At 55.5% G+C, this 19,699-nt stretch carries 29 protein-coding genes, 1 tRNA gene and 2 pseudogenes; 21 read left to right on the top strand and 11 right to left on the bottom strand.

Features of this window, described 5'->3' with window-relative positions; all coding sequences use genetic code 11:
* Positions 1-22: 22 nt before the first annotated feature.
* The 7 genes from ACIPF8_RS19070 to ACIPF8_RS19100 all read right to left on the bottom strand — a co-directional run bounded on the left by ACIPF8_RS19070 (position 23) and on the right by ACIPF8_RS19100 (position 4,175).
* Entirely contained in the window at positions 23-964 is a 942-nt protein-coding gene (locus ACIPF8_RS19070; RefSeq protein ID WP_400423986.1) for a helix-turn-helix domain-containing protein, read from the bottom strand.
* Positions 961-1,227 carry a helix-turn-helix domain-containing protein gene (locus ACIPF8_RS19075; protein WP_400423988.1) on the bottom strand — a complete coding sequence of 89 codons (267 nt, stop codon included), beginning with the start codon at positions 1,225-1,227 and terminating at the stop codon, positions 961-963. Before ACIPF8_RS19075 ends, ACIPF8_RS19070 begins: the two co-directional genes overlap by 4 nt.
* The gene (locus ACIPF8_RS19080) at positions 1,224-1,685 is read right to left on the bottom strand and encodes a nuclease domain-containing protein (RefSeq protein WP_400423990.1); all 462 of its coding nucleotides are present in this window, start codon (positions 1,683-1,685) and stop codon (positions 1,224-1,226) included. The genes ACIPF8_RS19075 and ACIPF8_RS19080 overlap by 4 nt, the downstream gene beginning before the upstream one ends.
* Positions 1,682-2,827 carry a DNA-methyltransferase gene (locus tag ACIPF8_RS19085; RefSeq protein ID WP_400423992.1) on the bottom strand — a complete coding sequence of 382 codons (1,146 nt, stop codon included), beginning with the start codon at positions 2,825-2,827 and terminating at the stop codon, positions 1,682-1,684. The genes ACIPF8_RS19080 and ACIPF8_RS19085 overlap by 4 nt, the downstream gene beginning before the upstream one ends.
* Before the next feature lie 172 nt (positions 2,828-2,999).
* Entirely contained in the window at positions 3,000-3,320 is a 321-nt protein-coding gene (locus ACIPF8_RS19090; RefSeq protein ID WP_400423994.1) for a hypothetical protein, read from the bottom strand.
* Between the two features lie 76 nt (positions 3,321-3,396).
* Entirely contained in the window at positions 3,397-4,008 is a 612-nt protein-coding gene (locus ACIPF8_RS19095; protein ID WP_400423996.1) for a hypothetical protein, read from the bottom strand.
* A 41-nt stretch (positions 4,009-4,049) separates the two neighbouring features.
* Positions 4,050-4,175: a hypothetical protein gene (locus tag ACIPF8_RS19100; protein ID WP_400423997.1), complete on the bottom strand. Its 126-nt coding sequence runs from the start codon at positions 4,173-4,175 to the stop codon at positions 4,050-4,052.
* Between the two features lie 204 nt (positions 4,176-4,379).
* Here ACIPF8_RS19100 and ACIPF8_RS19105 point away from each other — a divergent pair, with 204 nt between their 5' ends.
* A complete protein-coding gene (locus ACIPF8_RS19105; protein ID WP_400423999.1) occupies positions 4,380-5,141 on the top strand; it encodes a helix-turn-helix transcriptional regulator in 762 nt (253 codons plus the stop codon).
* Here the strand turns inward: ACIPF8_RS19105 and ACIPF8_RS19110 are convergent.
* Positions 5,138-6,040, bottom strand: coding sequence for a LysR family transcriptional regulator (locus ACIPF8_RS19110; RefSeq protein ID WP_400424189.1), 903 nt, complete (start codon positions 6,038-6,040; stop codon positions 5,138-5,140). The two genes, ACIPF8_RS19105 and ACIPF8_RS19110, sit on opposite strands and share 4 nt — an antisense overlap.
* A gap of 107 nt (positions 6,041-6,147) precedes the next feature.
* Here ACIPF8_RS19110 and ACIPF8_RS19115 point away from each other — a divergent pair, with 107 nt between their 5' ends.
* The 12 genes and pseudogenes from ACIPF8_RS19115 (at position 6,148) to ACIPF8_RS19170 (ending at position 13,184) form a co-directional block, all read left to right on the top strand.
* Positions 6,148-6,576 (top strand): VOC family protein, encoded by a 429-nt coding sequence (locus ACIPF8_RS19115; RefSeq protein WP_400424001.1) that lies wholly within the window; start codon positions 6,148-6,150, stop codon positions 6,574-6,576.
* Between the two features lie 41 nt (positions 6,577-6,617).
* A complete protein-coding gene (locus tag ACIPF8_RS19120; protein ID WP_400424003.1) occupies positions 6,618-7,571 on the top strand; it encodes an amino acid ABC transporter substrate-binding protein in 954 nt (317 codons plus the stop codon).
* A gap of 100 nt (positions 7,572-7,671) precedes the next feature.
* Positions 7,672-7,938 carry a hypothetical protein gene (locus ACIPF8_RS19125; RefSeq protein WP_400424005.1) on the top strand — a complete coding sequence of 89 codons (267 nt, stop codon included), beginning with the start codon at positions 7,672-7,674 and terminating at the stop codon, positions 7,936-7,938.
* Positions 7,939-8,256: 318 nt separating this feature from the next.
* A complete protein-coding gene (locus tag ACIPF8_RS19130) occupies positions 8,257-8,592 on the top strand; it encodes a hypothetical protein (RefSeq protein WP_400424007.1) in 336 nt (111 codons plus the stop codon).
* Complete coding sequence (locus tag ACIPF8_RS19135) at positions 8,589-8,840, top strand: hypothetical protein (RefSeq protein ID WP_400424009.1); 252 nt, start codon at positions 8,589-8,591, stop codon at positions 8,838-8,840. The genes ACIPF8_RS19130 and ACIPF8_RS19135 overlap by 4 nt, the downstream gene beginning before the upstream one ends.
* The gene (locus ACIPF8_RS19140) at positions 8,837-9,133 is read left to right on the top strand and encodes a hypothetical protein (RefSeq protein WP_400424010.1); all 297 of its coding nucleotides are present in this window, start codon (positions 8,837-8,839) and stop codon (positions 9,131-9,133) included. The genes ACIPF8_RS19135 and ACIPF8_RS19140 overlap by 4 nt, the downstream gene beginning before the upstream one ends.
* Positions 9,130-9,363 (top strand): hypothetical protein, encoded by a 234-nt coding sequence (locus tag ACIPF8_RS19145; protein WP_400424012.1) that lies wholly within the window; start codon positions 9,130-9,132, stop codon positions 9,361-9,363. The genes ACIPF8_RS19140 and ACIPF8_RS19145 overlap by 4 nt, the downstream gene beginning before the upstream one ends.
* Positions 9,364-9,485: 122 nt before the next feature.
* A pseudogene (locus ACIPF8_RS19150) lies at positions 9,486-10,376 on the top strand (recombination-associated protein RdgC); the annotation flags it as partial.
* Positions 10,353-10,697: a DNA translocase FtsK gene (locus ACIPF8_RS19155; RefSeq protein ID WP_400424190.1), complete on the top strand. Its 345-nt coding sequence runs from the start codon at positions 10,353-10,355 to the stop codon at positions 10,695-10,697. The pseudogene ACIPF8_RS19150 and the gene ACIPF8_RS19155, both read left to right, overlap by 24 nt.
* 49 nt (positions 10,698-10,746) lie before the next feature.
* Entirely contained in the window at positions 10,747-10,977 is a 231-nt protein-coding gene (locus ACIPF8_RS19160) for a hypothetical protein (protein WP_400424013.1), read from the top strand.
* Between the two features lie 72 nt (positions 10,978-11,049).
* The gene (locus tag ACIPF8_RS19165) at positions 11,050-11,313 is read left to right on the top strand and encodes a hypothetical protein (protein WP_400424015.1); all 264 of its coding nucleotides are present in this window, start codon (positions 11,050-11,052) and stop codon (positions 11,311-11,313) included.
* The gene (locus tag ACIPF8_RS19170) at positions 11,310-13,184 is read left to right on the top strand and encodes a DNA cytosine methyltransferase (RefSeq protein WP_400424017.1); all 1,875 of its coding nucleotides are present in this window, start codon (positions 11,310-11,312) and stop codon (positions 13,182-13,184) included. The genes ACIPF8_RS19165 and ACIPF8_RS19170 overlap by 4 nt, the downstream gene beginning before the upstream one ends.
* 2 nt (positions 13,185-13,186) lie before the next feature.
* On the opposite strand, the gene ACIPF8_RS19175 is transcribed toward ACIPF8_RS19170, so the two are convergent.
* The gene (locus ACIPF8_RS19175) at positions 13,187-13,384 is read right to left on the bottom strand and encodes a hypothetical protein (protein WP_400424019.1); all 198 of its coding nucleotides are present in this window, start codon (positions 13,382-13,384) and stop codon (positions 13,187-13,189) included.
* A gap of 32 nt (positions 13,385-13,416) precedes the next feature.
* On the opposite strand from ACIPF8_RS19175, the gene ACIPF8_RS19180 reads away from it, so the two are divergent.
* The 8 genes and pseudogenes from ACIPF8_RS19180 to ACIPF8_RS19215 form a co-directional block, all read left to right on the top strand.
* The gene (locus tag ACIPF8_RS19180) at positions 13,417-14,229 is read left to right on the top strand and encodes a hypothetical protein (RefSeq protein ID WP_400424021.1); all 813 of its coding nucleotides are present in this window, start codon (positions 13,417-13,419) and stop codon (positions 14,227-14,229) included.
* Entirely contained in the window at positions 14,226-14,549 is a 324-nt protein-coding gene (locus ACIPF8_RS19185; protein WP_400424022.1) for a hypothetical protein, read from the top strand. Before ACIPF8_RS19180 ends, ACIPF8_RS19185 begins: the two co-directional genes overlap by 4 nt.
* Positions 14,546-15,136, top strand: a complete 591-nt coding sequence (locus tag ACIPF8_RS19190; protein ID WP_400424024.1) for a hypothetical protein — start codon at positions 14,546-14,548, stop codon at positions 15,134-15,136. Before ACIPF8_RS19185 ends, ACIPF8_RS19190 begins: the two co-directional genes overlap by 4 nt.
* 271 nt (positions 15,137-15,407) lie before the next feature.
* Positions 15,408-15,575 carry a hypothetical protein gene (locus ACIPF8_RS19195; protein WP_400424025.1) on the top strand — a complete coding sequence of 56 codons (168 nt, stop codon included), beginning with the start codon at positions 15,408-15,410 and terminating at the stop codon, positions 15,573-15,575.
* On the top strand, positions 15,572-16,489 hold the full coding sequence (locus ACIPF8_RS19200; protein ID WP_400424027.1) for a hypothetical protein: 918 nt from the start codon (positions 15,572-15,574) through the stop codon (positions 16,487-16,489). The genes ACIPF8_RS19195 and ACIPF8_RS19200 overlap by 4 nt, the downstream gene beginning before the upstream one ends.
* Positions 16,486-17,142 (top strand): hypothetical protein, encoded by a 657-nt coding sequence (locus ACIPF8_RS19205; protein WP_400424029.1) that lies wholly within the window; start codon positions 16,486-16,488, stop codon positions 17,140-17,142. Before ACIPF8_RS19200 ends, ACIPF8_RS19205 begins: the two co-directional genes overlap by 4 nt.
* Positions 17,139-17,444: a hypothetical protein gene (locus ACIPF8_RS19210; RefSeq protein ID WP_400424031.1), complete on the top strand. Its 306-nt coding sequence runs from the start codon at positions 17,139-17,141 to the stop codon at positions 17,442-17,444. The genes ACIPF8_RS19205 and ACIPF8_RS19210 overlap by 4 nt, the downstream gene beginning before the upstream one ends.
* Positions 17,393-18,424: pseudogene (locus ACIPF8_RS19215) on the top strand (Arm DNA-binding domain-containing protein); the annotation flags it as partial. The gene ACIPF8_RS19210 and the pseudogene ACIPF8_RS19215, both read left to right, overlap by 52 nt.
* Before the next feature lie 197 nt (positions 18,425-18,621).
* On the opposite strand, the gene ACIPF8_RS19220 reads toward ACIPF8_RS19215, so the two are convergent.
* Positions 18,622-18,698 (bottom strand) — tRNA-Val (locus ACIPF8_RS19220).
* 72 nt (positions 18,699-18,770) lie between these two features.
* Positions 18,771-19,523, bottom strand: coding sequence for a DNA polymerase III subunit epsilon (gene dnaQ, locus ACIPF8_RS19225; RefSeq protein ID WP_400424032.1), 753 nt, complete (start codon positions 19,521-19,523; stop codon positions 18,771-18,773).
* Positions 19,524-19,699 lie beyond the last annotated feature (176 nt).

Genomic DNA, 19,699 nt, shown 5'->3' on the forward strand with positions numbered 1-19,699 from the left:
AGATGTGTGCAAAGGATGCATTTCATGGCGGCGGCGCATCGAAGCCCTTCGGTTTCAGTTTCCGTACAGCGTCCAGGGCAGCTTTGCGGTTCTCTGGCGAAACCTGCGCTTTCGGGTCAGCCTCTGGCTGTGGCCGCGGCGTCACTGCCTGGCCGGACACCACGATCGGCACGACACCGCCGTTATCGATCACCGCTTGCACCCGGGCCTTGAACGTGAACGCCGACTCGCCTGGGTAGGCCTTCAGGCCGAACTCCGCGCCCTTCGCCGCCACAGATTGCTCCGTTGCGAACCAAGCGCCGTGCGAGGTGGGCCGAACGGCGTTGCCCCGCTGCTGCTCGTTGCGGCACCAGTTGCGCCAAGTAGCGCCCCAGTCAAGTTTGCAAGCGCCGTTGCCGCTGGCGGCGATCCAGTGGTCCTTGAACTTGTCGCCAATCAGGCGGATGTCAGCCTCCGTCCACTTCGGTTCAATCTCCAGCGCAGCCTTGGCGTGTTTTCCCAAAAGCTTCCAGTCGGCGGGCAGGCGGGAACCGCGTGCCACCTTACGTTTCTTTGAAGGTTCCTTTGATGGTTCCTTGGTGTTTCTGGGTGCGAAATCTGCGGGGGTGGGGTGCAGATTCTGCGGGGGTTGGGGTGCATATGCTGCGGGGGTGGGTGCAGAAACTGCGGGGTGCGAAATTTGCGGGGGTGCAGATTCTGCGGGGGTGCATAATTTGCGGGGGTCGATGTTGTACACCGTGCTACGCCCTGCCCTCATGTCCCGCTTAATAATGCCGTCCGACTCCATCCCGGCAAGGTGCTGTTGAATCGTGCGCTCCCCCATGCTGCACTTCGTCATCAACGCTTCAATCGACGGCCAGCACTTGCCTTCGTCGTTGGCACTGTCACACATGGCCAGCAGAACCATCTTGCGGCCTGATTGCATGTCCATCTTCCAGGCCAGAGTCATCAACGCGATACTCATATCGCATCCTTCGGGAGCGTGATTGTGTAGACCGGCGCGAAGTCTGATCGAGCGCGGCGCACAATAAGGTCCGCTGCCTCAAGGTCGGCAAGGTGCTGTAGCGTGATCCGGGGACCGGTACCGCAGCGCCGACTGATTTGCGTAATGGCCGGCCAGCACTCGTTATGCTCATTAGCCATATCGCACAACGAAAGCAGCACGTCCTTTTGTCCGGCCGGCAGCTGGCAATTCAGAGCGCGGCGTATCAGTTCTATACTCATCATTCAGCTTTCAACAAACCCAGGTGGCGCAAAACGACATGCGTCGCGGCGACAGCCTGGCGAAATCGGGAAATCATTTGGTCGTAGGTGAAACCGACTGGGCGCGGCGCGCGGCCGTCCAGCACGTCATGGCAGGCGCTGCAACCGAAGGCACCACACTCGTCCGGTGCCTTCAGCCCCATGCCCTTACCGTCCTCCAGCAGGTTGCTATGGCACAGCACAGTCGTTTCATTGCGACCGTTACAGACCGGAAATCGCAGTGTGCAGTCCTGATCGCGCGCGGAGGCACGGATTTTCGACAGCTTCTGGCGCCGGACCTTGATCGGCTTCCGCTGCGTCAGCTTGGGAGTGCTCGGCAAACGCATTGCTGATTCGCCCAAGTTGGACTTGCGCAGCAGGCCGGAAACCGGCTTGGGCTTTGCGACAAACCCAGTGCGCTTCATGGGCTTGTGACGCTTCATGCGGCCACTCGCACATCAGCAAACAACGTGGAATCGGCTTGAATGCGCTTGCGGGCGATCTCGGCATAAACCGGGTTCAATTCGATCCCGATACATTCGCGCTGCAGGCGGTCCGCAGCCAAACCGGTAGTGCCGGCGCCAAAGAATGGATCGAGGACTACACCACCGATTGGGCAGCCAGCTTTGATGCATGTCTCAGGCAGCTCCGGCGGGAATGTTGCAAAATGCGCTTCAGCAAACGATTTTGTCGCCATCGTCCAGACGCTGCGCTTGTTCCGCTTGTCAGAAACCTTGGCATCCTGGTACTCCGCGTCGGTGCGTCCCTCGCGATGAATCGTACCGTGGCTGCCGGCCCCGCGATCCCACCCGCCAGGAACCTTCACCTTAACCCGCCCGCGTTGCCTAGCATTCGCGTCTGTTCCATGACCAAATCCGACGCCGCGCGCGATTCGCTTCTGTGGTTTCTGACCCGGAACGTCGTAATCCTTACTATCCCAACGATTGCGGGGTGAATCAGGATCGCCAACTACAGGCTCTTTGATCGCCTCGGCGTCATAAAAATAGCGTTCCGATTTGGTAAGGAGGAAAATATATTCGTGCGCCTTAGTGCAGCGATCACGCACACTTTCCGGCATTGGGTTCGGTTTTGACCAGACAATATCCTGACGGACCCACCAGCCAGCATCTTGCAAAGCGATGGCGAGACGGTGCGGCATCATGCAAAGGTCTTTTGGCTTCAGCCCCGGTTGAGGCATACGATTAGGCTGTGTAAGCGATCCAGTTCCTCGGGCGCCAACACTGTATTCGTGTTTGCCTTCATGGCCGCCGCGCGCGCCGCGCCATGCTTCCCCCTGGACCCCACCACCTGGGTGACTCCCGACTCTACCGGCACCTGTAGCGTAGCTATCCCCCATGTTCACCCAGCAAGTACCATCCGGCCGTAAGACGCGGCGCACCTCCTCAAAGACCCCGACCATGTTGGCGATGAACTCGGCGGGCGAGGACTCCAGGCCAAGCTGGCCGGCGACACCGTAGTCGCGCAAACCCCAGTACGGCGGCGATGTCACGACGCAATGAACCGAATTGTCAGGCAGCGTGCGCAATATCGTGAGGGAATCACCGACAAGGATTTTCACGCTCATTCTGCGCAGTCCCCGCACGCCCAGCGCTTCACGCGCGCATTCGGCGCAGTCAGCATCCGGCCGCCCAGCTGCCTTTTGAACTGCTTGCAAATGCTGCAGTTGCGGTTGGCACCCATCGGCACCGACCTGTTTGTGTTTTCGCGAAACTTTAGCGTGGCGAGTGGGTGTGCGTTCATGAGAAAAGCTGTAGTTGGTTGGCGACGGGCAAACCCAAGAGTTCCTGGGGCTTACCGGTTGTTGGATCGATGCGTTCGCCGCGGCTGACGAGCAGTTTCTTGACGTTGACCAGCGCATTCACGCGGCCGCATGTCCCGCCCTCGCCCGGCGCGCGATCACCTTGCTGCGCGCAAAGCTGCTTCCAGATCTGTTTCCGGCTCAGCTCCACGTCGTAGCCGGTGAACAGCGCCATCACTTCGCGCTCGCGGTCTGGGAGATTGGAGTTAATCAAACCCCGAAAGGCCTGTTTTGATGTCGCAGCGACTTGAGTTTTCATGAAGGCACCTTGAGAGAGAGCAAAGCGTAGATACAGGAAAGCCAAAAAGCAGCCTGGAGGACGTGGCGCACATCATTCATCGCTGTACCTCCCGCGCGCGGCGTGGATGGCAGATCCTGCCAAGGAACGACTTGGCGCGGATCATGGCGCCGATCATGCGGCCGGCGTGTTTCTTCATCTCGATGGCCTCGTCGATTTCCTTTTTCGCCAGTTGCAGCGTGGCCAGGTCAGGGGTTTCGATGACCTTTGCGCATGCTTGGTGGGCCTCCGAGTCTTCCTTCATGATCCGAGCCAAGTCATGGATGTGAAACTCGCCCTGCTCCGCTGCGTCCACGCCGGTGACACATAAGCCGTCGTGCGCCAGGTACTCGTTCCAGAAGCTGATCTTCAAATCAGGAGGGAGCGCCGCCACCACGGACGGCAGGAAATTGGCGTTCAGCAGGTTCTTGTCGTCCGTCACGTCATCCAGCCAGCGCCAGATCCGCGCCGAATTTGCCTTCATTCGGTTGTACTCGTCGGAACTGTGCGACTCAAAGCGGATGCCTGTACGGACCGGGCCGCCAATGCGGTCGTGCGCCTTCACAATCTCATCTGCAATCGTCGCGTTACTCATGCCGGAGCGCTTCTTCCACGCGTTGATATGACGGGACAAGGAGGCGATTGCGCTTTCGTGTGGATCAAGGAACATGATTAATTTCCGAAAAAGAACTACTCTTCATTCATCGACAATTACTTGTCGGCGCCGACATACATATCTGCGCAGTCTTGCGGAGTGACCAGGCCACCGGTTTCCGGTTCGATCTGCAAGGCATAGTCCAGCGTGATTCGGGTTTTCCCGAGAATCCACTGACTCATTTGCCCCTGTGATACCGGTGGGGACAACGTGGACCCAAATTCGGTTTGAGAGCGGCCGGCTTTTTTCAAGTAAGTACCGAGGTGCATGCTGTGGCTGTGCCTTCGTAAGTTAATGGCGATTCGCCTAGATAATAGTCGGACTATTATTTATAGTCAATAGTAAGGCTATTTGAGAAATAGAAGTAATACTATTAATCTTGCCAAATGCCAGCCAAACCACTCACCGACGAGCAGATTCAGGACGCGACGCGATTGAAGTCGTTGTTTCTGCGACGTAAAGAAACTGACCCTAGCCTCACTCAGGAGAAGCTAGCCTTTATGTGTGGGTGGAAAACCCAGGGGACGATTACTCAATATATGAACGGCAAGATTCCGTTGAATCTGACCGCCGTGCAGAAATTTGCCGAAGCCCTTGGTGCTCGGTTGGAAGACATCAGCCCAAGTCTTGCTCAGCGCGTCGACTCGCTACAAAAAAGCACGGGCGGTTATGCCGCACTGGCAAATGGTGCCGATATGCCCGACTCGCCGGATAACGTCGAAATCAGGCTTTATTCACCGTCTGAGCTCGGCACAGCCGCGAAAGATGCGGAGCGCGATTCCGATTTTTCTATTCGAAAGATGACTGTTTCAAAGTCATTCCTCCAAAACAACGTCAAGTTTTCAGCGCTCAAAGACCTGGCGTTGACGCCGGCAGTTGGTAATAGCATGGATGGAACGTACAGCGATGGAGATCTGCTCTTGATTGATCGCGGCGTAACTCGAATCAAAGAGAGTGGTGGGATTTACGGCTTTCAAATGACGGATGAAGTGTTCACGCGCCGGATTGAGCGCCGACCGAACGGCGACATTGCGATCATCTCTGACAACAAGCAGTATGAGCCGTACATCGTCCCCCGATCCAGCCTCGATAACATTCGAATCCACTATCGAGTGGTCTTTGCGTGGACAGGCAAGAAATTCACTTAGAAAAATAGGCCGGTATCGGCGACGCGCTTTTGAACGCCTTTTGCGGCTTCACGCAATGCGTAGTGCATGAAAACAGATAACGGGTTGCTCAACGAACGCTGATGCTCGAGTATTCCAATTTCCCTGTGGAAGACGGCCTTCCCAAGTGACACGATGCGCACCGAAGCAGGCATTCTGTCCATCGCTAGCCACAGCGGAACGATCGACACGCCAAGGCCTCGTTCGACCATTTTAATTATTACCGCAGGCTCGTCTAACTCCATTCCCTCGTTCACGGAAATCCTGTGTTTCTTCAAGAACTGATCGACCTGCCGGCCACCCGTCGAGAAACGATTGTATCGGATGAACTGATACTTCTTCATTAGGTCTTGCAGCCTTTTTTCAGTCGACCCCACTGGCGCAATAACGGCATATGGCTCACTGAGAATCGGTTCCCAGTGGTGCTCTTTTGGCATTTGCTGCGGCTTGAGAATTATCCCCATATCGATGTCACCAGAGTCGATCTTTGCCATGATGTGCATCGACATGCCGGGAACAATGTTGACTTCCACGCGAGGAAATTGCTTCTTCAACATTTGTAGGGCATCCCCAAGCAACTCTGTTTGAACGCTGGTGATTGCACCGATCTGGATATTGCCTCCAATATCCAACGACCCGGCCGCCGCCTTCATTTTTTCATACAGTGCGATGATCTCCAACGCCAGCGGAAGCAGATTGCGCCCCGTCGGACTCAAGATCACGGACTTCGCAGTTCTATCGAACAACTCGCAGTGGAATTCATCCTCAAGCCGCTTGATTTGCGAACTCACGGCCGATTGCGTCAGCCCAATCTGCGCTCCGGCAACGGAGAACGAACTTGACTTAGCCGCAGCGATAAATGTTTTTAGGTATCGAATCATGAGCACCAAATATTTCTATGCTAAGCCTGAAAATTAATCATTTTACATCGCTTTTTCATTCGCTTATTCTGTGAATCCGTTTCAAATAAAACATAAAGAGGATATTCATGACTGACAAAATCATTCCACCGTTTCACCTGGCCTTCCCCGTTAACGACCTCCCAGAAGCTCGAAGCTTTTACGCCGGCCTTTTAGGCTGCCCGGAAGGAAGAAGTTCAGATGCATGGATCGACTTTGACCTTTACGGCCATCAGATCGTTGCTCACCTGGCTCCCACTGAAACGTCAATCGCTTCGACTGGTGCCGTGGATGGCAAGGAAGTACCAGTTCGGCATTTCGGAGTTGTACTGAGCATGGCGCAATGGGAAGCCCTTGCTGCAAAACTCAAGGAGGAGAAAATCAAATTCGTCATCGAACCCTACATTAGATTCAAGGGTGAGCCTGGCGAACAAGCAACAATGTTTTTTTATGACCCATCAGGAAATGCTCTTGAATTCAAGGCATTTAAGGACTTGAACCAACTATTCGCAAAATAGACAGCCACTGTCACGCGAGGAAAAAACTAGAGGGAATAATAATGAAATTCATCTGCGCTACGATCTTGCTAGCTTCCAGTGTCACTGCGATCAACGTGCAGGCCCAGGAGCTAACAGGTACGCTGAAAAAAATTAATGAGACCGGATCAATCGCATTGGGAGTGCGAGACTTCACAGTACCGTTCTCCTATCTTGACGATCATCAATCGTACCAGGGATATACGGTTGACCTTTGCATGAAGGTGGTCAATGCTGTTCAACGCAAGCTGGGCCTGAGTAGACTCGATGTGAAGATGATTCCGGTGACGCCGTCGACCCGCATCCCGCTCTTGGCAAATGGCACAATCGATCTCGAGTGCGGCAACACTACAAACAACGTCGAACGTCACAGCCAGGTCGATTTCACACCCACTGTTTTCGTGACTTCGGGAAGATTTATTACCAAACCCACTTCTAATGTGCGCAACCTGGTGGACCTGAAAGGGAAAACCGTCGCTGCTACGTCAGGATCGTCATACTTGAAACAGCTCACTGTGCTGAATGGCTCTCAAAATCTGGGAATGAACCTAGTAACCGTGAGGGATACCGCCGAAGGTGTTTTGATGGTGGAAAGCGGCCGCGCGGCCGCATATGCGCAGGACGACATTGTTCTGACTTCATTACGAGCTAGCAGCAAATCCCCCGAAGATCTGGTGATCACAAAGGAACCGCTTTCTGTTGAGCCGCTTGGCATGATGCAACGGCGCAATGACCCGGACTTTAAGCGCGTTGTTGACGGCTCGATTGCTCAAGTATTCAAGTCTGGCGAGATAACGCGCATCTACAAAAAATGGTTCCTTTCACCGATTCCCCCAAAGGGCATAAATCTGAACTGGCCGATGTCACCCGAGTTGCAAGCGGTAATCACAAACCCGACGGACTCCGGCAATCCAGCAGACTACGCCATCGTTCCTGATTCACAAAAAGCAGCACAGAAGAAAGTCGCTGCGCGCTGACCTATCCCACGCGGCACGTCCGGCTGGCAACGTCGGGGAAACTTCCCCGGCGTCCGATCAGCGGGCGCATCTCGGTATCAACAGTAGATGAGGTTCAATTATGATCAATCGCATGGAGAGCAAGTCAGGCTCAGTGATAGCGTTCGGCCTTCGTGACCTTCTTCCACTCCTGGAAGAGGAACGCAAGTACGTTGTTGAATTGTGGACGGTGTTGCAGGATGTTCGCCTTTGGGCTCAACTCAACCAACATGAACTACCTCAATCAGCACGCCCAAACTCGGCATTCAATCTCGATCGGCACTCGAAAATTCAGACCCGCCATAAAGAAATCGAGCGCGTCATTTTCGAAGCGCTAGAGCACACTTAAATACTCACAAACAGCGGCGCGGCCCAGCGATCCCAGCAACCGCGCTGCCCTCCCTTCCCAAATCTTCTGCAATGACCGTTCACACGGTCATTTTTCCATTTCGCAACATATTTAAAAATATTTCATTATTTAATAGTCCGACTATTTACTATTTATAATAGTCGGACTATTATTTGCCTACAGCACTGCAACAGCAAAGGTGAGCACATGAAAAATCAGGCAATAGACGTAAATCGCATTGCGGCTTTCCAGCAAGATCAAGCGCGACAGTCAAAAAACGACCTGGACACGGCCCGGGTCGATTGGTGCGAGGCGAATTTGAATCACCTCGTATGGGTTGGTACCCGCATCGTTATCCGCGATCACGCCGGCACCTCGTCGGATGCCGCCACCTTGCGCCGCGCAATTGATGTCGCAAGGCAGCGTGCCGCGACTTCGCTCGGCGACGTCGTCCGCATCGATCACCGCCAGTCTGTTGATGCATTTAACAGCCCAGCGATCGACCTTACTGCCCTCCGCTACGAAACCCTGATCAACCTGGTCACCGGCAAACACGCTCAGCAGTTCCTGACCGAGATGTGCTGGGACGGCAGCGCGCCGACTCGTAAGCAATTGGAAGCCAAGCTCGACAAGATGATTGAGGAAGCACGATGAGCAACTGCAACTGCCTCGATGAAACATCAAAAGCCCTCATCGAGCATTACAAGCCCGTGGCTGGCGATGATGTTCAGGTCGAATGTTTGGGTAAAGCCATCGTATTCGGCGAATCAGTCGAATCGAAATTGTTTATCCCATTCCGGATCAAGGGAAGCAAAAAGGGATTTTCAAGCGCCAAAGGCACAGTGACGAACATGTTTTTTTCTTACTGCCCGTTTTGCGGAGAAAAAGTGGGTGCTGCATGAGTATCGACTGCACGCCAATTACGCCGCCACCAGACGTGCGCAAAACTCTGAGGGTGAAGTCGACGGTACGCGGTGTTGACCTTCTATTGTCGTCGACTGGCACTTCGCTCACGGCTTCGCTCTTCAAAGGCTCGACATCCTTGGCCTATAGGTCTGGGAGCATCGCGCGCACCGATATTGAGATCGAACGCGAATCTGCGTGTCTTTGGGTTGATGGCGCGGCGTTCGATGTTTCTTTAACTGAGGTGAAGACGATCATCGCCACTTTTGGTATTAGCGAAAGGACCAAATGAACACCTTGCGCGACATTCTCGGCGCCATCGCCTTTATCGCAACCATTGGAGTCGGCTATGCGCTGGCAGACAACGCCGGCGAGTACGCGGCCCCTACTCCGGAAGAAATTGAAGCCGACATTCAAACCCAGCGCGCAGACCTCTGCAACGCTGACGGCTGGCCCGATGACGACAGCAGCCGTCTAGCGTTCAAGCGCGCATGCCATGCCGAATTGAGGCATCCAAAATGAGGACGTTCTACTACCTCTTCCGCTTCTATCGCAGCAGCGGCGAACAATTCCTCCCGGCGCTCAGGCAAGCGCGGCGCGTCATGAAATCAAACTTTTAACACCGCATCCAAAGGGTATCGAACATGTTTTTCAAGAACCTCCAGATTTACCGAATCCCGGCGCCGTGGGCAATTTCAGCCGCACAGCTGGAAACCTTCCTGGCGCCGCAGGCTTTCGCCAAGTGCAGCAGCTTGGAATTGCAAAGCCAGGGCTGGCTGTCGCCGCGCGAGAACGGCATGCTGGTGCATACCGTCAATCGCCAGATGATGATCCTGCTCGGCACGGAAAAGAAATTGTTGCCGGCCACCGTCGTCAACCAGGTCTCCAAGGCGCGCGCCGCCGAGATTGAAGAGCAGCAAGGCTTTGCACCAGGCCGCAAGCAGCTCAAAGATCTGAAGGAGCAAGTCACCGATGAACTTTTGCCGCGAGCATTCAGCATCCAGCGCAGCACCTGGGTCTGGATCGACCCGGTCAATGGCTGGTTGGTGATCGACGCCGCCAGCCCGAGCAAGGCCGAGGAAGTCCTCAAGCTGCTGCTGGCATCGGTCGATAAATTGCAGATTTCCGGCCTGCGTACCGCGCACTCGCCGCTGACCTCGATGACCAATTGGCTGGCATCAGATGAAGCGCCGCACGGCTTCACGGTCGACCAGGACACCGAACTGCGCGCAGCCGGCGAAGGCAAGGCCACGGTGCGGTACATCCGCCACACGCTGGACGCCGACGATTCGCGTCGCCACATCGCCACCGGCAAGCAATGCACTCGGCTGGCCATGACCTGGTCGGATCACATTTCATTCATGCTGACCGAGTCGCTGACAATCAAACGCGTCACGCCGCTGGATGTGCTCAAGGAAGGGCAGGACGGCACCAGCCAGAACGATGATGAGCGATTCGATGCCGACGTGGTGCTGATGTCCGGCGAGCTCAACAAGATGCTGAACGACCTGGTGTCCGCGCTTGGTGGCGAGGCGGATGCAGAAGCCGCCGTCGTATCAAGTGGAAAGACACATTCCGCTCGAAACGGCATTGAAAATCTACTGCGCGAGGATGGCGCGACCGCAACGATAAGCCATGCTGGAATCCCGATTGCAAATTTCGGCGATGGCCCTGACCCATTGTATTCACAGGCAGTGGCCATCGTCCGCGAACATTCCAGGCCCTCAATTTCTCTGGTTCAGCGCCATCTCCGCATTGGCTATAAACGCGCAGCACGCCTTCTTGAACAAATGGAAACCGACGAAATCGTCAGCACCATGCAGCACGACGGTACGCGCACTTTGTTGAAGCCATAAATCTGAGTTCTGCCTCATCCTCAAAATCCAATTTATCAAAAGGACCGCCATGAACGCCAAAATTACATCGCACTCAGTAGCCCACATGCTCGACGTAGTGCTGGAGCAACAGAACTTGAAGAACGACGCCGCCCTCGCCCGCGCCATCCAGGTCGCGCCGCCGGTGATCAGCAAGGCTCGCAACGAGGTACAGCCGCTCGGATCGACGCTGCTCGTGAAGTTGCATGAGTTCACCGGCAAAACCACGCTGGAACTGAAAGCACTTGCCGGCCTCGCGTAGTAAGTCGCTCCTAGCACCAACCAGTTATCACACAACCCGCGCAAACGCGCCGCAACTCGGAATCCGACCAGCATGTCTAAACCGCTGCAGCAAACCATCGAAATCATGGCCAAGCTTTACGAAGCCCGCAACGCGTCCCAACAATTGCACGGTGCGAACTGGGTCGCGCACATGTCGAAATATTCCGTATTGATCCAACAGATCATGGACGGAAAGAAAATAGACGCACTCGCAGCCGCCACGATCATCGCCAAGCATTCTACGAGTGGCTTCCAGCAGTTGGATGTGCTGGCCGCTGCTGTCGAAATGATTGAGCCTTCACAGGTGGCCGCATGAAGCGCGACCTGATGAGCCTGCCGCTCGACCTCGGCAATGAACTGATCATCGACAACTTCGCCGGCGGTGGCGGGACCAGCACCGGTTTAGAGCAAGCTTTTGGCCGCCATGTCGATATTGCGATCAACCATGACCCGGAAGCGCTGGCAATGCATGCGATTAACCATCCGCGCACGCAGCACCTATGTGAAAGCGTCTGGGATGTCGACCCGATCAAGGTGACGAACAATTGCCCTGTCGGGTTGGTTTGGCTGTCACCAGACTGCAAGCACTTTTCCAAGGCCAAGGGCGGCACGCCCGTTGCGAAAAATATCCGTGGCCTGGCCTGGGTAGGAATGCGTTGGGCAGCGCTGACCAAGCCTCGCGTGTTGATGCTGGAGAATGTGGGCGAATTCACGACCTGGGGGCCGCTGATCGTCGGCGCCGACGGCAAGGCATATCCAGACCCTGCAAAAAAGGGAAAAACGTTTGATAGCTTCGTACGCCAGCTGCGCGGACTGGGATATGCGGTCGATTACAAAGAACTGCGCGCCTGCGACGACGGCGCGCCGACAATTCGCAAGCGCCTCTTTCTCGTGGCGCGGCGCGATAACCGCCCTATTTACTTCTCCGGCCACACGCATGGCGATCCGGACGGCCCAGGCGTGCGCGAGGGTAAATTGCTACCATGGCGTACCGCTGCGGAGTGCATCGACTTTACTCTGCCATCGCGTAGCATCTTCGGACGCAAGAAGCCGCTAGCAGTCAACACCCAGCGGCGGGTTGCAAAGGGAATATGGCGCCACGTCCTGACCAGTGCAAAGCCATTCATCGTCGGCGCCGGTGGCCCAACCTATTCCGGCAAGCCCGCACAGTTGGATAAGCCATTTGGGACGCTGACCACAGAGAATCATCGCGCCTTGGCCGAGCCGGTTCTGGTCCCATTTGTCGGCGAGCACGCCAATGCGAGCAGTCAACGCAATATGCCCGCCAACGAGCCGCTACGAACGATTTGCGCGCAGGTGAAGGGCGGACACTTCTCGGTAGTCGCTCCAATGCTCACACCGCTGCGTGGCACTACAGAGTCGCACTTGATTGGCCGCAACATTGGCGATCCGCTAACAACGGTTTCCGCCGGCGGCACGCATCATGCACTCGTAAGTGCAAGTCTGATCACGATCGGATACGGCGAGCGTAAAGGGCAAGATGCCCGCGTACAGGAAATCACGGCCCCACTGAGCACTGTTGTGGCCGGTGGTGTGAAGCAGGCAGTCGTTACAGCATTCATGGAACAGGCCAACGGAGGATTCTATGATGGCCACGGTCGCGCGATGGACGTTCCAATATCAACTATCACCGCAGCCGGCAGCAACCAACAACTCGTTACCGCCTATTGCGTGAAGTACTACAGTAGCGGTGGGCAGTGGCAAGCACTTGACGAGCCGATGCACACGCTCCCGACCAAGGCGCGCATGGGCCTCGTGAAAACCATTCAGGTGCCCGTCGACTGTTTGTCGCCGGAACACCGCGAAGGCGCGCGTGCTTGCGCGAAGTTGCTGCATGAGTATTTGCCAGAATATTTCCCGGACTTGGCGGATATGGTTATTGTCGGCGGATGGGTGCTGGTAGACATCATGCTCCGCATGCTGAAAGCCCCTGAACTGTTTCGCGCCCAGGGATTCCCGAGGGGTTACATCATCCACGAAATTCCGGACCCGAAGCTGTTATTCAAAGACGGAAAGCAAGTCGCCGATCCACTGACCTTGCCACGCATCCCCCTTACAGCCACCGCTCAAGTCCGCATGTGCGGCAATAGTGTCTCACCATATCAAGCGAATGCACTCGCGCGGCTGAACTTCGCCCATGAGCGCGAGATTGCGAGAGTGGCATGACGTTACTGAATTCGGTCTATGACAGCCATTGCCGCATCTACGGCATGGGTGCGCGCATCGTCCTTAACTGCAAACGGCAGTTTTTTGGTTGCGACATGTTTGCCGTCGATGCTCACTGCCGACAACCACTTCCCACCGACAAGCTCAATGAGGGTGACCGCAATCGTTTTATCACGGTACACAATTTTCTCTTCTTCCATCTTGTCTCCCGAACGAAAAAATAGATCCTATCATGACAACAAACCCAGCACCGCTTATTCAGCCCCTTCCCGTCGTGCGCGATTCTGACGGATTCTGGTTCCACATCGGCGTCCCTAATTTCGATGAAGGCGAGGACGAACAGTACAAAGCCTGGCTGAAGAGCCAGGGGCTGGCAACCAAGTTCAAAAAGCTCGACGGCGAGGATGACACCCATCCGGTCTACGACAGCTATTTTGAGCACGGCAACCCTGACATCAGCCGTTGGGAGCCAACGCCGCCGGCCGGTGAAGGCTGGTTCACTATTTCGATCCACGACACCGAAGACGGCCCGGTCTGGGTCTGGGCGCGCCGCGTGCCGGAAATCGGCATCGCTGACCTGCAGGACGACGACGCCGCCATTTTCGACGACCATGCGGTCGACCTGTTCACCAAGGCCATGAAAGACAAGCTGGCCATCAAGCGACAACAAGGCTTCGGCGGCTGGCATGACATCAGCCAAACCTCCGGAGAACGATTGGCCGAACTTCTGCTTGGCGCCGTGGCCAAGGGTGATCCCGTAGATGTCGCAAATTTCGCAATGATGCTGTTCTGTCGGCACGAAAGCCATGCTGCGCTCAAATCCTTGCGAGAAGGGCAAATCAGTGCGCTAGAAACCGCAGGCAAAGTTATCAACAACCTGACAGTCGCTAACCAGGCGGCCTGGATCGAGTGGAAGCACGGTGACGGTGCTGACAGTGCGATGGAGTGGATTGAAAACGGGCTTATCGGCCCAGGTCTAATTCCAGAGGATGACGAGCCGCACGCAACAAATGCACAGGCTTACTTCGACGCGAACGCATCATGATCCGCGTAACCATTCAGATGATCCCGCGCGGCGACGAATCGCGCGCCCGACACATGGGAACAGTCGAGATTGCAAACGACGGCACAGGCGACCAGCTTACCGGCAACTACAAAGTCCGCTTGTCGCGCATGGACAGCCCGACCCGCGCTTGGAAAACCGGAGCGGTTCTAGGATTCAACCGCAAGACGCGGGGGCCGCACGACCTGCTGCTGTTGGCGCTGCTGTCCACTGTTGGCGACCGTAACAAACGAATCATCGACATTCTAAAAGCCGAGGCGCAACTCGGCGATGAGCAAACTACTTCTGAGGTATCGATATGAGCAAACCCGAACTGATGGTTCTTTACTCCTCCCCTGAAGCGGCCAGCATTCAAACGGTTACTGGCTGGGTCTCCCGCACGGGACAATTCTGGGGTAACGACGAGCATATGGCTCGCTACTGTGGCAGCACTCACAAAGTCTGCGCTTGCGGTGACATCGTCAACCAGAACAGCTTCTGCAGGAAGTGCGCGGATATGCGATCGACCGCGAAATATGCCGCGATGGAACGGCGCCCATGGGATGGCGAAGCGATGCTGTATTCGGATGCTGCCGACGAATACTTCTGTGATTTGTCGGAGGCGAACGATCACGCCATTGACAATGGAATGACGTTGGCCGAACTGCGCCTGATCATATGCGAACCAACCTTTGCCAGGGAAATCGATGGCAACGATCACTTCTGCGACGACCTCCCGGAAGATGGCGAACTTCCGGCGGAGATTTCGGACGCCTTCGACATGCTGAACGAAGTCATCCGAAACTGCAAAAAGCCGCTCTCTTGGTCGCCAGGCCAGTATGCCCTGGCATTGCAAGAAGATCACGCTGCTCCGGCACCTGAGTTCGAATCTGAGAAAGGTGGTGCGTAATGGCTTGCGAGTATGTGCGCGACCACTACGGCGTGCCAGCGGAGTTAGGCCGTGCTGTCGTCGTTCATGGCAAACCTGGTGTCATAGCCGCTGATGCCGGTCACTATATCGGCGTGGTTTTCGATGGCGACAGACCTCATCAGATCAGCAATTGCCATCCGACTGACGGTGTCGAATACGGCGCCATGCGCGCACTACCAAGAATGACTAGGGCTCAGAAAAACTACCGAGCGTTCCTGGACGCCGACTGGTTCTCAGGATCATTCGCCGAATGGCTGAGCACGAGAAAGGCAGCTTCTTAACAATGCCCATCGCCACCAAAAGTGCTGAATCGATCCGCAAGACAGCACGCAGCGCCGCGGACGCGCTTATTGTGTTATTAGCCCTGGCGGCGTTGGCCGCCCTTCTCTTCAACGAATCACTGGAACCATTTTTATGAGTGACACCAATTTTCACGGAATTTTGCAACTGATTGCAAATGACGCTTATGCTGCCTCGTTTCAGAGCATGGGTCAGTATCGGACGGCGTTGCTCAAGGCCGCCAAGGACGCCGCGATGGCCGCACCGTATAAATCCGACGACGAAATTATCACAGCACTCCTGTCTGACAAAGCAAAACTGCACGCCACTCTTCTGCGCTTGCCATATCCAAGGGCAGAAGCTTTGCATCTAGCTGGCGCAACCGACTATGACGCTCTGCGCGATGAGGTACTCAGATTGCGCGCCACGAAAGCAACGCAGCCCGACCTGATGCCAGTCATTTCGTGGCTGGAGAACGGCTGCGACCCAAAAGAAGCAGCGAAGGAGCTACGAATCTATCGTGATCGTGCGCTGGCACCATCGCCAGCAAATCCGGAAATTGAAATGCGAGTGGCGTTCCTGATCGCACTGCGTCGTTTCGCGTTCGCCAGAGGTCCTGAACTGAGTGATGATGACCTGTGGCACATTGCTGGCGTGGTCACGGAGTTGAACGGCGGGAGCCTGTTCAACGTTATCCAGCGTGACTGCGTTACGGCCATTCGTGCATCGTTTATGAATCCGGATGCCGGCCGCGCCCTACTCGCTTCAGTACAAAGAGCCGATGCCGGAATTCCGGTATCGCTTGTGCCGTGGGAGGAACCGGAAACGTCAGCAGCACCTGCTCCAGCTGCTGACGAAGTCGAAGTATTGAAGCGAAATTCTGATCGGCTCAACTTTATCGAGAAGAATTGGTTTTATCGTGATGGCGAAGGATGTTGGTGCTTCAATTTCACAGAGTCCTGGCACGCCGGCAAACATGAAACCTTCCCGGAAGCCATAGATAACGCCAGAGGTATCACTACGCCGGCTCAGATTGCCGAGGTGCGTCCATGAAAGAACGCCCAATCCTATTTACCGGCGCCATGGTGCTCGCCCTGCTGGATGGAAGCAAGACGCAAACGCGCAGAATCTACAAAAATCGCAAGCATCCGGACGCCGGCTGCGACATGGCGGCTAGCGAATTAGTCCGCGAAGCGCAGCATGTCATCCATCGTTCATGTCCATATGGCCAACCCGGTGACCGGCTTTGGGTACGTGAAACGTTTCGTAAGGTAATGGGACAAACTGCCGGATGGATTGCAACGGACTATCGCGCAACCTATCAGCACGGTGACCGCCTCGGCGACGTGGTTGGCATGGCCGGAAAATGGACTCCATCGATACATATGCCACGCGATGCCAGCCGCATACAACTGGAAATCATCGACGTGCGCGTCGAGCGGCTGCAGGAAATCAGTGAGGCAGACTGCATCGCTGAAGGCATTGAGCCTAACTGGATTGGGCCATTAGACAAAGGCCCGAATGGAACCGGCACAGAGGGATGGCTCGGCGATGAATGGCGACATTACGGGCATAGCGTCGAAGGCGATCCGGCTTATTCCGCGTTAGAAAGCTATCGTTCTCTTTGGGAATCAATCAACGGCGCCGGCAGCTGGGATGCAAACCCTTGGGTGTGGGTGGTGGATTTTCGGAGAACCTGCCAATGAACATGATGACCGAACCAGCAATTATCAAACTTGCCCAGGCTCTCGCCGAATTGGTCAGACCACCAGGCGACGCGGCTCCGCCGGCAGTCACAACAGCCCGCTACGTTACAATCGCGTTGGCATCTGCGAAAACTGGACTGTCGGAAAAGGCCATTCGTCGCAAAGTAGAAAGCGGCGTATGGCTTGAGGGGCGTGAATGGACACGCGGCATTGACGGACACATTTATATCGACATGGAAGGGTATGACAGATGGGTAGGAAAGGCAGTGGGGTCGAGAAACGCACGAACAGTATCCGTTTGAACTTTGTGTTCAACGGTGAACCGTGCAGGGAGACATTACGGACCGGCGGTGAGCCGCTTCCGCCGACTCCCGCAAATCTGAAGTACGCGAATCAAGTCTCTGCGGAGATCCGGCGCCGACTCGACCTCGGCACCTTCAATTACTCAGAGTTTTTCCCAGACTCGGAGCGTGCCAAGGGGGACGCGCCGAATTCGTTCGGCGCGCTTGCCCAATTGTGGCTCGATTCAAAGGGACAATTAGAAGGGGCTACACTCGATCAGTACAAAACGGCGCTACGCCTATGGAAGTCATTGCTCGGTGAAAATACGCTGATGTCGGCCCTCACCTACCAGGTGCTGTCATCAACGATCGGCCGGCACCCATGGCCATCAGCTAAAGCGCACAACAATTATTTGATTCCGCTCCGGGGGATATTCGATTTCGAATACAGCGGCCGGCGTGCGGCTGACAATCCGATGGCTGGAATCAAGAACCTGAAAGTGGTGAAGAAGCTGCCCGACCCTCTTACGGCTGCCGAAAGAGACCGGATTTTGACAGAGCTGCACGAACGGTACGATGTCCGCATCTGGGCCTACTACTGCTTTGCTTTCTTCACCGGCATGCGACCGGAGGAAATTATCGCGCTCCGCTGGTCCGATATTGACTTCACTACAGCGGTTGTTCGAATTCAGCGCGTTCGTACTTTCAAGGGAAGCGAGCGTGATGGATCGAAAACGCACGCCGAGCGCGATGTCGATTTGATGCCAAGAGCGTTGGACGCATTGACGGCGATGAAGCCATATACATTCATGAAAAAATCGCCGACGGGCGAAGAAATGGATGTGTTCGAGAATCCGGTCACCAGGCGGGCGTGGCATGACGAACGCAGCCAGCGCGACCACTACTGGAAGCCCGCGTTGAAGCGATTGGGGATACGCACACGCCGCTCATACGCGACGCGACACACGTACTGCACGGTGGCCTTGATGCACGGCGTGAACCCAGCTTATATTGCAAACCAAGCTGGACACAGTGTTAAGATGCTTTTGGAAAAATACGCCCGATGGATACCGGGTGCAGATGGTGGAAATGAGCGCCGCTTGTTAGCGGCGGCCATGGGTGGAAGTACAATTTCTTCCCCCGAACTTCCCCAGAAAACCAACTCTCTTGATAAGTCTTTGAAAACAAACCAGAAAATTGGTAGGCACGATTGGACTCGAACCAACGACCCCTACCATGTCAAGGTAGTGCTCTAACCAGCTGAGCTACGCGCCTAAAGAAGCGAAATTATAAGGGCATTTTCTAATTATGGCTAGTATCTTGTCGAAATTTTTTACAAGATCAGTTTTACGCAGGATTTTCGGTCGCCTCGACCGGGACCTGGCGCCATATGCAGCTGCCCTTTGCGTCCTTGTCCAGGCCGTTCAATACGAGCTCATGTTCGGCAAGTTCTTCGGCGCTGGCTACGCGAACCGTGATCTCGGCCAGCGGCGGCAACTCCAGAGTGACGCCTTCGCTGTCGGCATCGTTATGACTACTGCCATGATCAATGCTGAAGCTGTTCTGGCCGCGGGTCATGGCGAGATACACTTCGGCCAGCAATTCCGAGTCAAGCAGCGCGCCGTGCAGGGTACGGTGGGCGTTGGAGATGCCGTAGCGGTCGCATAGTGCATCAAGGGAGTTGCGCTTGCCGGGGTACATTTCCTTAGCCTGGACCAGGGTGTCGATGACGCCGGTGATGTCGCCGCTGAACGGTCCGTGTCCCAACAGCTTGTATTCGGCGTCGAGGAAGCCCAAATCGAATGGCGCGTTGTGGATGATGACTTGGGCGCCACGGATGTATTCGCGTAGCTCTTCGAATATTTCGGCGAACTTCGGCTTGTCGCTGAGGAATGCTGTGGTCAAGCCGTGGACTGCCAGCGCGCCCTCTTCTGAATCGCGCTCAGGATTGATGTAGCGATGAAAATTATTGCCGGTCAAGCGTCGATTTATCAGCTCGACACAACCTATTTCGATGATGCGGTCGCCGGTGCGCGGGTTAAGACCTGTGGTTTCGGTATCCAGAACCACCATCCGATCCACTGTATTTTGCAACCTCATTCGTCTTACCCCCTATGTATTTTCACTCCAAATTGTAGCAAATAAGGCTGCCACCCAATCCAAAAATCCCATGAGCGGCTGCATATTGGGGATCGCATGCGCCGTTCTCAGCACCCGGGCGGGCGTGATCAAGCTATATGGAAATCGCTTCGACATGCTGTTGGCTCGACACCCGG

This window comes from Collimonas sp. NPDC087041, from assembly GCF_044745265.1.
Taxonomy (GTDB): Bacteria; Pseudomonadota; Gammaproteobacteria; order Burkholderiales; family Burkholderiaceae_D; genus Collimonas.

What these genes read in the sequence shown, in the direction of transcription:
- ACIPF8_RS19140 (WP_400424010.1), top strand. Translation starts at nt 8,837, where the DNA reads ATGAGTATCGACTGCACGCCAATTACGCCGCCACCAGACGTGCGCAAA.
- ACIPF8_RS19115 (WP_400424001.1), top strand. Translation starts at nt 6,148, where the DNA reads ATGACTGACAAAATCATTCCACCGTTTCACCTGGCCTTCCCCGTTAAC.
- ACIPF8_RS19180 (WP_400424021.1), top strand. Translation starts at nt 13,417, where the DNA reads ATGACAACAAACCCAGCACCGCTTATTCAGCCCCTTCCCGTCGTGCGC.
- ACIPF8_RS19195 (WP_400424025.1), top strand. Translation starts at nt 15,408, where the DNA reads ATGGCTGAGCACGAGAAAGGCAGCTTCTTAACAATGCCCATCGCCACC.
- ACIPF8_RS19165 (WP_400424015.1), top strand. Translation starts at nt 11,050, where the DNA reads ATGTCTAAACCGCTGCAGCAAACCATCGAAATCATGGCCAAGCTTTAC.
- ACIPF8_RS19175 (WP_400424019.1), bottom strand. Translation starts at nt 13,384, where the DNA reads ATGGAAGAAGAGAAAATTGTGTACCGTGATAAAACGATTGCGGTCACC.
- ACIPF8_RS19135 (WP_400424009.1), top strand. Translation starts at nt 8,589, where the DNA reads ATGAGCAACTGCAACTGCCTCGATGAAACATCAAAAGCCCTCATCGAG.
- ACIPF8_RS19075 (WP_400423988.1), bottom strand. Translation starts at nt 1,227, where the DNA reads ATGATGAGTATAGAACTGATACGCCGCGCTCTGAATTGCCAGCTGCCG.
- dnaQ (WP_400424032.1), bottom strand. Translation starts at nt 19,523, where the DNA reads ATGAGGTTGCAAAATACAGTGGATCGGATGGTGGTTCTGGATACCGAA.
- ACIPF8_RS19190 (WP_400424024.1), top strand. Translation starts at nt 14,546, where the DNA reads ATGAGCAAACCCGAACTGATGGTTCTTTACTCCTCCCCTGAAGCGGCC.
- ACIPF8_RS19080 (WP_400423990.1), bottom strand. Translation starts at nt 1,685, where the DNA reads ATGAAGCGTCACAAGCCCATGAAGCGCACTGGGTTTGTCGCAAAGCCC.
- ACIPF8_RS19200 (WP_400424027.1), top strand. Translation starts at nt 15,572, where the DNA reads ATGAGTGACACCAATTTTCACGGAATTTTGCAACTGATTGCAAATGAC.
- ACIPF8_RS19160 (WP_400424013.1), top strand. Translation starts at nt 10,747, where the DNA reads ATGAACGCCAAAATTACATCGCACTCAGTAGCCCACATGCTCGACGTA.
- ACIPF8_RS19095 (WP_400423996.1), bottom strand. Translation starts at nt 4,008, where the DNA reads ATGTTCCTTGATCCACACGAAAGCGCAATCGCCTCCTTGTCCCGTCAT.
- ACIPF8_RS19090 (WP_400423994.1), bottom strand. Translation starts at nt 3,320, where the DNA reads ATGAAAACTCAAGTCGCTGCGACATCAAAACAGGCCTTTCGGGGTTTG.
- ACIPF8_RS19145 (WP_400424012.1), top strand. Translation starts at nt 9,130, where the DNA reads ATGAACACCTTGCGCGACATTCTCGGCGCCATCGCCTTTATCGCAACC.
- ACIPF8_RS19105 (WP_400423999.1), top strand. Translation starts at nt 4,380, where the DNA reads ATGCCAGCCAAACCACTCACCGACGAGCAGATTCAGGACGCGACGCGA.
- ACIPF8_RS19185 (WP_400424022.1), top strand. Translation starts at nt 14,226, where the DNA reads ATGATCCGCGTAACCATTCAGATGATCCCGCGCGGCGACGAATCGCGC.
- ACIPF8_RS19120 (WP_400424003.1), top strand. Translation starts at nt 6,618, where the DNA reads ATGAAATTCATCTGCGCTACGATCTTGCTAGCTTCCAGTGTCACTGCG.
- ACIPF8_RS19125 (WP_400424005.1), top strand. Translation starts at nt 7,672, where the DNA reads ATGATCAATCGCATGGAGAGCAAGTCAGGCTCAGTGATAGCGTTCGGC.
- ACIPF8_RS19170 (WP_400424017.1), top strand. Translation starts at nt 11,310, where the DNA reads ATGAAGCGCGACCTGATGAGCCTGCCGCTCGACCTCGGCAATGAACTG.
- ACIPF8_RS19110 (WP_400424189.1), bottom strand. Translation starts at nt 6,040, where the DNA reads ATGATTCGATACCTAAAAACATTTATCGCTGCGGCTAAGTCAAGTTCG.
- ACIPF8_RS19100 (WP_400423997.1), bottom strand. Translation starts at nt 4,175, where the DNA reads ATGAGTCAGTGGATTCTCGGGAAAACCCGAATCACGCTGGACTATGCC.
- ACIPF8_RS19085 (WP_400423992.1), bottom strand. Translation starts at nt 2,827, where the DNA reads ATGAGCGTGAAAATCCTTGTCGGTGATTCCCTCACGATATTGCGCACG.
- ACIPF8_RS19210 (WP_400424031.1), top strand. Translation starts at nt 17,139, where the DNA reads ATGAACATGATGACCGAACCAGCAATTATCAAACTTGCCCAGGCTCTC.
- ACIPF8_RS19070 (WP_400423986.1), bottom strand. Translation starts at nt 964, where the DNA reads ATGAGTATCGCGTTGATGACTCTGGCCTGGAAGATGGACATGCAATCA.
- ACIPF8_RS19205 (WP_400424029.1), top strand. Translation starts at nt 16,486, where the DNA reads ATGAAAGAACGCCCAATCCTATTTACCGGCGCCATGGTGCTCGCCCTG.